Genomic DNA, 10502 nt, shown 5'->3' with positions numbered 1-10502 from the left:
ACCGGCCGCCGCATACGCCTGCAACCAGGCGAAGCGGCCGCCGGTCAGGAAGTCGGCGCTGTATTCGAGGTCGGCGCACACACCGCCCACCGCGGCCGCGACCAGCGGAATGTCGGGCGCGTAGGTGGGCTGTAACTGCGCGGCCCACGCGGCGGCGGTGCCCCCCTCGGAGTATCCGAACAGCGCGGCAGGGCCATCCTCGGCAAGTCCCGTATCGGCGAGATTGCGCGCGGCCCGCATCGAATCGAGGACCGCGGGACCGAGGGCGCGGCCCACGATATAGGGGTGACCGCCGCCGGTACCGAGCCCGGGGTAGTCCGTCAGCGCGACCGCCCAGCCGTGCCGCAATATCCTTGTAATCAGCGGGGTTTCGTATTCCAGACCGGCCGCGAGCTGCAGCGAAGGCGCACAGCGCTGCGCATGTCCCTGAGTGCCGATGGCATAGCCGATCAACGGCCGCGGCCCCTGGTACGTCCCGTGCGGCACGAGCACGGTCCCGGACACCACGATCGGCGCCCCATTTGCCGAGCTGCTGCGATACAGCACTCGCCAAGCCCGCACCCGCAGCTGCACACCCGGCAGCAATTTCACCCGGACGGGCTCGTCCCGAAGCAGGCCACCGGGCTCGCCATCGATCGACGACGGCGAGCGGTAGAACTCCTTGTGCATACGCGCTGATCCACGCAGGCTCAACGGGTTCGGGATCGTCGAGAGTCGCATCGTTGCACCTCTTGATCGGGATTGCCGGAGTTGTGTTGTGCAGACTATCAGAATCCAGATACCAATGGTATCTTGAATTCATGTCAAGGATGACGCGACCGGAAAGTCAGGCGCGAACGCGCGCCGACCTGGCCCGAACCGCCCGCGATCTGTTCATCGCCGATGGCATGGCGAATACCTCGCTGGCACGGGTCGCCGAGGCGGCGGGCTACTCCAAGGGCGCGGTCTACTCCAACTTCCGCAGTAAGAACGAGCTGTGCCAGGAAGTTCTCGAGCTGATCCACACCGAGGCGCTCGCGGAGATCACCGCCGTGGCCGAGCTGCGGGGTTCGGCCGAGGACCGCATCGCCGCACTGACGCAATGGGCACGCAAGCGCATCGACGATGTCGGGTTCACCCAGCTCGAGTTCGAACTGACGCTGACCAGCCGTACCGATCCCCGGCTGCGCGACCAGATCGCGGCGAACCTGGCCGCGGTGCGATCGGCGATCGCCGATCTGCTGGCCGATGTGACCGGCAGCGGCTCGTCCGACTTCTTGGCCGGTACCGCACAGGCAGTGTTCAGCATGGGTTTGGGGCTGAGCATCCAACGGACGATCGATCCGACGATCTCGACCGGTCCGGTCGCAAGGCTATTGCCTGCTCTGCTCGCCGCGGCCGAAGCCACCGAGTTGAAAACTGTTCAATCCAGCGAGCGGCTGCCCACCAATATTGAAAAGCGTTCAAAGCGTCGCGGCAGCACCTCTCGCAGCGACGAATCACGCACCGCCCTGCTGGATGCCGCAATCGAAGTGTTCGGCTCGAAGCGTTTCGACGAGGTATCGACCACCGAGATCGCGCAGCGGGCAGGCACCGCGATAGGCCTGATCAACTACCACTTCGGTGGTAAACGCGGCCTCTATCTCGCCGCGGCCGATGCCGTCTACAGCGACTTCTGGGACCAACTCCAAGCGCTGCGCGGTCCGGCCGTCCCCCGGCTCATTCGCGGTCTCGACCTCTACATCGATCAGGCCGAAGCCAGGGAGGGTTCACCGCTCGCGCTGTCGACACAGGTGACCGACGAAGAGCTGCGTGCGATGCACCATCGACACATCGATCGCTTCGTCACGGCGATGATGCAGGAGCTCACCGGCGGTGCCGGTACCGCACTCGCGCGCACCGCCATGGCAGGTTGGATGGCCTTCGTCGAAGGCGCCGTTGCCGATTGGCTGCGAACCCGCGACATCAGCCGAGTGCAATTGCGCGAACTACTGGTCGCGAGCCTGTACACCACCGGACAGTCGGTCCTGACGCTCGATCCCGGCACCCCACTTTCCTCCCGCGCGATCAATGCGCTGCTGGAGCACGCCCAACCCATGACGAAGACGGAGCACTCCGAGTGAGCACATCTCTCGACAATGGACCGAACAACTGGCTGGCGGCCGGACCGATAGGGCGGGGCGTCGCCTGGCTGATCGGCCCGCGCGGCCTGCGCAACGCGGACCGGTTGCGCCGCGAGGTCGCGGGCAAGATCGCGGTGGTGACCGGCGCCTCCTACGGTCTCGGCGAAGCCACCGCCCGAATGCTCGGCGATGCGGGCGCCACCGTCGTCCTCGGCGCGCGGTCGGCGGAGCAGCTGCAGACCATCGTCACCGAGATCAAGGCCGCGGGTGGTAGCGCCATCGCCATACCACTGGACCTGGCATCCGAGGATTCCATCAAATCCTTCGCCGAGGAGGTGCTGACTCAGTTCGGCCACATCGACTACCTCGTGCACAACGCGGGCAAATCGCTGCGGCGGTCGATCCACCTGTCCTATGACCGACCCAAGGACCTGAACACCACAACTTCGGCCAACTACCTCGGACCGATGCGGCTGACGCTGGCGCTGCTGCCGAGCATGCGGGAACGCGGATCCGGCCATATCGTCAACGTCTCCACCGTGGCCGTCATGTTTCCGGTCGCGCCGAAGTGGGGGTTCTATGTGTCATCGAAGGCGGCCTTCGATATCTGGATGCGTGCGGTCGGCATGGAAGCGCGCCCGGACGGCGTCACGCTGACGACCTTCTACGCCGGTTCGATGTTCACCCGAATGAGCGCACCGAGCGGCTGGATTTCCGCACTACCCGGGCAGTCCGCCCGCCAGGCGGGGCGTGTCATCGCCAAGGCAATCGTCAAGAAGCCGCGCACACTGACCCCGGCCTATGGCTGGCCACTCGCAGTGCTGGTGCCATTGCTGCGCACCCCGATCGAACTGCTGACCACTTTCACCTACCGCTTCCTCGGCGATACCGCGGCCTCGCTGGCCAGCGTCGAGAAGGGAGACGACAATGTCGGGTAACCACACCGGCTTCCAATGGCGGAATGCGGTTGTCCCACTGGCGACTTCGGGTGCGTTGCACCCGGTCGGCATCACCACGGCGGTCCGGATCACCGATGCGGTCCGGCGATTCGGGCCGTCGATCGCCACCGTTATGGCCATATCGGCGGCCCGCTATGGCGATCGCCCGGCCGTCATCGATGAACGCGGTGTGATCACCTACCGCCAATTGCAGCGTCGTGCCGAAGCAATCGCCGCGGCGCTGCACGCCCGCCATCCGGGCGCGGCGACGATGGCCATTCTGTGCCGCAACCACCGTGGCTTCATCGAGACGTCGGCGGTCGGCGCCCAACTCGGTTGCGAACTCGTCTTTCTCAATACCGATCTACCGCGAGCCCAGCTCGCGCAGATTCTCGAGCGGCACCGTCCCGATATCCTGGTCCACGACCAGGAGTACGACGAAGCGGTCGACGCCTCCGGATTTCCGGGTATCCGGGTCCGGGCCTGGCAGGACACCGAGGCGCCGCTATCGCTGGATTCCCTTGCCCGGCAGTCACATCCGGCCCCACCGCCGGTGCGTCATCCGGTGCGGATCACCCTGCTCACCTCGGGCACCACCGGACTCGCCAAAGGCGTCTCCCGGCCGCTGCGCCAGCGCACGGTGCTGGAGATGGTAGCCACCGCGATGGCGGCGACCCGATTCAACTCCCGCGACGTGATAGTGATGGCCCCACCGTTCTTTCACGGTTTCGGACTGGCCATCATGATGGGCGCGCTGGCCCTCGGCACGACGGTGATCACGCGCCGGCGCTTCGACGCCGAGCAGGCACTCGCCGATGTGCAACGTCATCACGCGACGGTGTTCGTCGGGGTACCGGTGATGGTGCAGCGCCTGGTAGCGGTACCGGAGCAGCGGCGTCGCGAATTCCGTACCGGCTCACTGCGTTTGGCGGTCACCGGAGCGGCGCCGATCGCGCCCGCGACGATCAGCCGGTTCATCGATGCCTTCGGTCCGATCCTGGTGAACGGTTACGGCTCCACCGAGGCCGGTGTGGTCTCGATCGCCACCACCGAGGATCTGGCCGAATCACCGAAGACCGCGGGACGTCCGGCCATCGGCGTCTCGGTGCGCATCCTGCGCGCGGACTGCACGCCCGCCGCGGTCGGTGAGACCGGCAGCATCTTCGTGCGCGGCGGACTCGGCTACCACGGTTATGTATCCGACGGAAGGTCGACGACCCCTACGAAGGAAGTGGTCGACGGCTACGTGAACACCGGGGATATGGGACATCTCGATGCCCGCGGCCGGATCTACGTCGACGGCCGCGACGACGACATGATCGTCTCCGGCGGCGAGAACATCTACCCCAAGGAGGTCGAGGATGTCATCGCCGAACACCCCGCCGTCACCGACGTCGTCGTAATCGGTGTTCCGCACCCCGAATTCGGCCAGGCACTGCGCGCCTACTTCGTCACCACCGCCGGTCGCACCCCACCGACCGCCGAGGAACTCAAAGCGCACATCCGCGAACGACTCGAACGCTACAAGGTGCCCAAGGAATTCATTGCGCTCGAACAGATTCCACGCAATCCGAGCGGCAAGATCCTGCGCCGCGAGCTGGAAAGTCACAAGAGGACGATCGCTGGATAACAGTGCGCGCGGGATGGCGGTTGTCGCGATCGACTGCTTCGGTCTCGGCACACCGGCCGTGCACGACTGGTTGATCCATGAATCGACCGCCCATCGCGGTGCTCGACGCCGAAGGAGCCACGAAGAGCCTGCCCGGCACCTCGCTCACATCGCACTCACCATTCCGATCATCGGCCACTCACACGGCATCTATCGCCTTGCCTGAGCACCGGTCGCGACCGCGCGCGGTTCGTGAGCGCGGCTGGTCGCGGATGCCATTGTTTTCGGGGCGCTCATAGGTTGCTGCACGGCTGAATCAGGTGTGCTGATGCCTGCATGCCTCGCGAAACAGGTAGTCGGTTACTCACGTCGGCGGGGCGGGATCAGCGAAGACTCGATTCCGAAGTGCGGACCGATCCTCGATGATCCGTGTTTCGGGAAGGTAGCCATGGGAAGCGGGGCGGGAGCGTTCCTGGTCGCGGTGGCCGCGGCGGGGGTGTTCGGTGCGGTGACGGTGCCGATCGCGGTGTCGGCGCCTACACCAACCGCGCCGGTCTGGCCAACCACGCCGGTCTCGACAACCACGCCGGTCTCGACAACCACGCCGGTCTCGACAACCGCGCCGGTCTGGCCTACCACGCCGATCTGGCCTACCACGCCGATCTCGACAACTGCGCCGGACTGGCCAACCACGCCCGTCTCGACAACCACGCCGGACTGGCCAACCACGCCAAGCTCGACAACGGCACCGATCTCTACAACCGCGCCAAGCTCGACAACAGCGCCTAGCTCGACAACAGTACCGATCTCTACAACCGCACCGATCTCGACAACCACGCCAAGCTCGACAACCACGCCAAGCTCGACAACAGCACCGATCTCTACAACCGCACCGATCTCGACAACCACAAAGTCGGGGTCGTGCCCAACGACCTCCGCATCGTCGGGGGATTCGTGTGAGCATTTCGATCCCACTTTCGACGTGCCATCCACCGCCGAACGTGGCACACAGATCACCGTGCAAGGCGATCACTGGCCCTGTTTCGACGTCCAGATCTTTCCGAGTTGGTCTGATTCGGGAACGCCTGCGAAGGTTCAGCAGGGTTCGTTCAAAACTCAACTCGCCGTGTCCGATCAGGTCGAACCCAACTCGTATTCGATCCGCGCCGCCTGCGGCGAGGCATCGGCTGACCGGAAGGTCGCGATAACCGCGCGGCCCGTCAGAACCACAACCACGACCACAACCACCAAGCCGATTACCACGACCACCACACAGCCATCTGTCCCGGAAACATCCACCACGAAAGGGTCGATCGCGGCCCCATCGCGCGATGATCCTCAGCCGAACAGCCACATCCGCGATCTGCTCGGCATCGGCGCATTCCTCCTCGCCGTCGGGGTGGCGGCGCTCGTACTGCGTCAGCGGCGCAGGCACCCGGTCGATGCCCCACGCGAGCACAACCGTGATCCGCGCACGCCGCAGGTGCGCGTGCAGGTGGTCGGGAATCCGAGCCCGTCGATCCATCTACGCGAGTTCACCCACCCCACCGCTCCGGCCGTGCACATTCGGCTGAGCGTCGGTGAGCCGCAGCTACACGTCAGGGAGGTTTCGCGATGACGAGTCCACTATCGATCACGGCTCGTGCGGTGCTGTTCGGACACGCCGCACGTGAGATGGTCGAGACCGAGTTGGCCGAGCACCTACACGACAGCGGTGTCGAGGAGCTGGCGCTGCGGCGTGCGCCGGTCGCTACCGCGGTCCTGCGGTCGGCGGCACTGCGCGAGGTAGCCAGGGTGGTCGACGGACTGCTCCAGGTCGATATCGGCGGGGTCGCGGTCGCGGGGTGGCGCCGCTACGACCGGCTGCACACCGCGGCAATGCGAACCCGCTCCGGCGGAGTCGAACAGGTCGAATTGTTCGAACACGAAGTCACCCAGAGCTACAGCCCTCGCCTCGAGGTCACGGCCGATGGAATTCGAGTGGGTGAATTCGAACTCGAACTCACCATCGCAATGCTGCTCCAGCCCCTCGCGGCAACCGTTCGCGATGGCATGCTGGCGGCACTGGGTCCTGGCGACTGCACCGTGACGGTCTCGATCGCCACACCGGAACTCGGACCGGTCATGGAGAGCAAACACACCTTCCCCGTGGCGATCATGGTCGACCTCCGACGGCCGATCCCCCTCGTCCAGCACGAACCGGCCCCACCACCTACCCCACCGCCCCGTCGAATACCCGGGCCGCAACCGCACCGTTGAACGAATATCGGTGTCCCGCAGCAGTACTCGTCGAATCAGGCCATGCCGCTGACGAACCACGTTGAGGGCCAGCCGAACTGGCTGCCCTGATTCGACAGTTTGCCGGTGAGGTCTTCCGGAATGCTCAGCCCGGGCTGGATCTTGCCGACCCGGTATCGGCGAAAAGTGGCGTCGCGGACCAACGTGTTCCGCTGGCTGGTGGTGTCTGCTGAAGGCATTCACCAATCGTGCTTCGGTATCAGCTCTGCCTTCGCTTCTGCGAGGAGGTCGCTTTGGAGCGACGAACAATGAGCCCACCAATCAGGGTAGGTCACCGGGTCCCGAACGACGTCGTGCAATCCCCGTGCATGGGCAACTACCCTGTCTCGCAAAGCGTCCGAGCAGATGATCTCGACCCGTTTCTCTGCTAGCCACACGCTTTCGATCAGTCGCTTCAGTTCGGCGGGGGTACCTCCAGACTCTCGGATATCGAGTTCTCCCTGCAGTCGCTGTGCCACCTCGAGGTAGTCGATGATCGCTGACTTCACCTCCTCTCTGCGGGCAAGGCGACTCTCCGCGAGGAACTTGAGCTTCGCTGCGCGCGCCGAACTCCGTTGCACCGTAAGCGTTGCCGATGCGCCGAGCCCCGCGCCGAGTAGTGGCAGCAGACCCGTAACCAACGTTGAGACAACCCCTGTCGACATGACTCAATTCTCGCGATCGGCTGCCGATCTTGATCCTGATTGCCCACGATTGCTCAGGAGGCGGCTGGACCGACAGCAACCGGGTTGGCGACGAGTACCGATCCAGTCCATCCAGCGAAACCCAAATGTCAACGATCCCTCGAAGCCCGACACGGTCGTAAGCGTAGTCGGCGTGGCTCCGCGATTCTGGCCTGCTGATACGACGTCAGACGATCGCTCGTGATCCGCTGGACCTGCTGCGTTACGACGACGTCGGTGTGTGATCTGCCCGCGCGGTCGCCGCGCGCAATGCATGCGTCACTGATGGGCCATGGTGAGCTCGATTTCGCTGATTCGGAACTCACTGGTGGTGACCTCAACGGCGGTGTCGGTGAATCGGCGTCCACCGAGTGTGGCCGTCAGGAACTCGCGCACCGAAGCAGGCTCGGCGGCAAGCGAATTCAGTATCTGCTCGGGAACTTCGATGGTGCCGTCGAAATGCCTCGACTGGGTGCCGATTCCCGATTGCTGCGGTGACTGCCGCAACCCGTCGACGGTGTGCAGAACGAGATCCAGGTGTGAGCCGTCGGTGAAACTCAGCCGCAGCGGGGTGGGAGTGACCGCGACGTCGAAGGATTCGATGTGGGCGGTCCAACCGGCAACCGACGTTCCCCCATACGAATCGCCTGCGGGCGAGGCGGACTCGTCGATAGTTCGGTCCGCGGCGATATTGTCGAGCCGATGCCGGGTCAGCGGCTGATCGGTGGGGACGAAGGTCCACGCGGCGGCGGTGAGCATTTTCGTCCAATAGCCCGTGCGATTGCCGCTGACTCCCTCGACGCGCAGTTCCCGTGCGTCCGATCCGATGCCGGTTTTGTGCACGGAGACGCGGTCGGTGATGTCGCCGGGGATCTTGGGTTGGCGCACCCACTCGGGAGCCGGTAGCTGGATCGCGGCGTAATGGGTGTCAACGCGTTCGGACAACATGTCCGCGGCCGGGGGCAGCCCCCGCTGATCGTCGTAGGAGTAGCGGAAGAAGACCTTGTCCGCGCCGGAGATGTCGAAGTCGTACAGCCGGGTGTACAGGTCGCCGAAGCGGTTGACCACCAATGTTGTTGATCCGCTTGTGGACAGCGCGACAGCCCGGAACCCTCCGCGGGCCGGGGTGGCCATTTCGTAGCTGTGGTCGGCGGGCAGCCATGGGTCGATGTAGCGGATCCGGCGGCCACCATCGGTCAGTGCGAAGACATGTGAGACCTTCGCGCCGCCGACGGAATGATCGTTGTCGGCGGTGTCACGCCAGTGCCGGTCCTCATTCGGCGACAGCACCGACCAACTCCAGTCGAGGGTGTCCGCAGGCAGCGCATTGCCCGGACCGGTCCACAACGGGTTGCCGTAGCGGCTGCTCCAGTTCCAGTCTTTCGGTGCGCTCAGCGCGTGGTCCATGGTGAAGAATCGGCCGTCGCGATCGATGGCCATGACCTCGTCGTCATCGGCGGAGACGCCCGAGATTCGGCCCTCGAGGCAGCCGGGCAGCGGCAGCTGCCGCCACCCGCCGCTCACCGCGGCTTCTTTCACATAGATGTGACCATCGCGAGCCGCGAAAGCCCAACGGCGATTGAACGATTCGCTGGAACTGCGAAGGTATACCTCGTCGGGCGGTGCGGTCTCCGCAGCAGGCATCGCATCGAGTCCGGCGTTGCTGTCGTCCTCGGTCACTTCGGGTGTGCCCACCGTGCCGAGCAGCGCACAGCTCCCGGTATCGGCGCTCGCGCCAGGATTCGCCGTGAGACTCGCGACTATCAGTCCCGCAACAGCAGCGAGAACAGCCTTGTTGTTCGCGCCCACCTTCACAGCCACCCAAGTGCTCCGAAAACAATGATCGCCGCGGCATCCACACCCAAGATCGCGCCTACGGCAAGTATTTTGGCGCGCACCGTGGCCAGGTCGTGCACCCAGAAGCAGACGACGAAGAACGGAACGTATCCGATCAAGAAGATGAGCAGCGGAAAGCTCGCCTGCCACCAGGACCAATCCCAGGTGAGCACACCGATCTTGTTGAGCACCACCTCAACCAGCACGGCAGCGGCCGAGTTCACCGCGATGAGCACCGGCCTGTTCGGCACTCCGAGAATGCGGGTCTGCTTGGGCGGCAACATCTTCGCCGCGGCCACACCCATGATCGCGAACATAAAACAGATCTCGATATTGAGGCCGATCAGCAACTGATAGGCGGTCGGCCCCGTCGCGCCCCAGACCGGTGCGCGACCGGTGGCATGGAAGACCACGGCGTTCCAAATCTCGTTGAACCCGTCCATACCCCACAGCGCGAGCCCGGCGAAGAACACATTCCAATTCCGCCGTTCGACCTCGGTGGCGTACACGTAGATCACAACGAGCAGCAGCGGAATCACATACCACTTGAACTGGCTGCCGTCTCGAACCAACTGGAGCGCCGCTTGGGCATGCTCGGTCATCGGCGTCGGTCACCTTCCTGAACCACGAACGCCCGAAGCATGTTACAACTCGACATGGAATGTCAACCTGTAATGCCGTCCAGCGCAGATTGCCGCCGTCTGCCATTGCCAGCCGTTGAGACTTACTGACACTGCCGCGTTCGGTGTCGACACTGCCGCGACTACGCCCTCGCACTGCACCCATTGCCAGGCCACGCGAGGGCGATGTAGGTCTCGCCCGATCCGGATGGTCCGGCTAACGCCATGCGCGCCCTACTTTTTCGTCGGACCGCGGGCTCGAACTCGATCGCCATCACCACCACCGGACCGGTGGATGGACAGCGAGCCCGGCCACCGACACATCGGTGGCCGGGTTTCCGAAGGTCGAGTTCGAGCAGTACATGACGTCAGGCCCCTACCAACCCTGGCCGGTTCTTCAATGCCCATGGGCCCACACGACGCAGCGGCTCAGGGGG

11 protein-coding genes are annotated in these 10502 nt (G+C 64.7%); 5 read left to right on the top strand and 6 right to left on the bottom strand.

The features are described from left to right. Positions 1–720, bottom strand: a 720-nt coding sequence (locus ABZW16_RS41015) for a lipase family protein (protein WP_354961552.1), incomplete at its 3' end; no start/stop codon positions are given. An 80-nt stretch (positions 721–800) separates the two neighbouring features. Between ABZW16_RS41015 and ABZW16_RS41010 the strand changes: the two genes are divergently transcribed. From ABZW16_RS41010 to ABZW16_RS41000, 3 genes are all read left to right on the top strand, one after another. After that, positions 801–2102, top strand: a complete 1302-nt coding sequence (locus tag ABZW16_RS41010; protein ID WP_354961551.1) for a TetR/AcrR family transcriptional regulator — start codon at positions 801–803, stop codon at positions 2100–2102. Continuing rightward, a complete protein-coding gene (locus tag ABZW16_RS41005; protein WP_354961550.1) occupies positions 2099–3040 on the top strand; it encodes an SDR family NAD(P)-dependent oxidoreductase in 942 nt (313 codons plus the stop codon). The genes ABZW16_RS41010 and ABZW16_RS41005 overlap by 4 nt, the downstream gene beginning before the upstream one ends. A gap of 133 nt (positions 3041–3173) precedes the next feature. Continuing rightward, the gene (locus ABZW16_RS41000) at positions 3174–4670 is read left to right on the top strand and encodes an AMP-binding protein (RefSeq protein ID WP_354961553.1); all 1497 of its coding nucleotides are present in this window, start codon (positions 3174–3176) and stop codon (positions 4668–4670) included. Positions 4671–5009: 339 nt separating this feature from the next. On the opposite strand, the gene ABZW16_RS40995 is transcribed toward ABZW16_RS41000, so the two are convergent. Then, entirely contained in the window at positions 5010–5642 is a 633-nt protein-coding gene (locus ABZW16_RS40995; protein ID WP_354961549.1) for a hypothetical protein, read from the bottom strand. A 133-nt stretch (positions 5643–5775) separates the two neighbouring features. On the opposite strand from ABZW16_RS40995, the gene ABZW16_RS40990 reads away from it, so the two are divergent. Continuing rightward, positions 5776–6267, top strand: coding sequence for a hypothetical protein (locus ABZW16_RS40990; RefSeq protein ID WP_354961548.1), 492 nt, complete (start codon positions 5776–5778; stop codon positions 6265–6267). Further along, the gene (locus tag ABZW16_RS40985; RefSeq protein ID WP_354961547.1) at positions 6264–6908 is read left to right on the top strand and encodes a hypothetical protein; all 645 of its coding nucleotides are present in this window, start codon (positions 6264–6266) and stop codon (positions 6906–6908) included. Before ABZW16_RS40990 ends, ABZW16_RS40985 begins: the two co-directional genes overlap by 4 nt. A 35-nt stretch (positions 6909–6943) precedes the next feature. Here the strand turns inward: ABZW16_RS40985 and ABZW16_RS40980 are convergent, their stop codons facing one another. From ABZW16_RS40980 to ABZW16_RS40965, 4 genes are all read right to left on the bottom strand, one after another. Continuing rightward, positions 6944–7126 carry a hypothetical protein gene (locus ABZW16_RS40980; protein WP_354961546.1) on the bottom strand — a complete coding sequence of 61 codons (183 nt, stop codon included), beginning with the start codon at positions 7124–7126 and terminating at the stop codon, positions 6944–6946. Beyond that, entirely contained in the window at positions 7127–7591 is a 465-nt protein-coding gene (locus tag ABZW16_RS40975; protein ID WP_354961545.1) for a hypothetical protein, read from the bottom strand. Positions 7592–7888: 297 nt separating this feature from the next. Next, on the bottom strand, positions 7889–9430 hold the full coding sequence (locus tag ABZW16_RS40970) for a hypothetical protein (RefSeq protein WP_354961544.1): 1542 nt from the start codon (positions 9428–9430) through the stop codon (positions 7889–7891). Then, the gene (locus ABZW16_RS40965) at positions 9421–10047 is read right to left on the bottom strand and encodes a hypothetical protein (RefSeq protein ID WP_354961543.1); all 627 of its coding nucleotides are present in this window, start codon (positions 10045–10047) and stop codon (positions 9421–9423) included. The genes ABZW16_RS40970 and ABZW16_RS40965 overlap by 10 nt, the downstream gene beginning before the upstream one ends. Between the last annotated feature and the right edge of the window lie 455 nt (positions 10048–10502).

It is taken from the genome of Nocardia sp. NPDC004604 (genome assembly GCF_040609795.1).
Classification (GTDB): domain Bacteria; phylum Actinomycetota; class Actinomycetes; order Mycobacteriales; family Mycobacteriaceae; genus Nocardia.
Note: the sequence above shows the minus strand (reverse complement) of the source record. Positions and strands in the feature narration are given on the sequence as shown.

Coding starts and splice junctions, on each gene's coding strand:
- ABZW16_RS41010 (WP_354961551.1), top strand. CDS start 801: ATGTCAAGGATGACGCGACCGGAAAGTCAGGCGCGAACGCGCGCCGAC.
- ABZW16_RS41000 (WP_354961553.1), top strand. CDS start 3,174: ATGGCCATATCGGCGGCCCGCTATGGCGATCGCCCGGCCGTCATCGAT.
- ABZW16_RS40985 (WP_354961547.1), top strand. CDS start 6,264: ATGACGAGTCCACTATCGATCACGGCTCGTGCGGTGCTGTTCGGACAC.
- ABZW16_RS40980 (WP_354961546.1), bottom strand. CDS start 7,126: ATGCCTTCAGCAGACACCACCAGCCAGCGGAACACGTTGGTCCGCGAC.
- ABZW16_RS40975 (WP_354961545.1), bottom strand. CDS start 7,591: ATGTCGACAGGGGTTGTCTCAACGTTGGTTACGGGTCTGCTGCCACTA.
- ABZW16_RS40965 (WP_354961543.1), bottom strand. CDS start 10,047: ATGACCGAGCATGCCCAAGCGGCGCTCCAGTTGGTTCGAGACGGCAGC.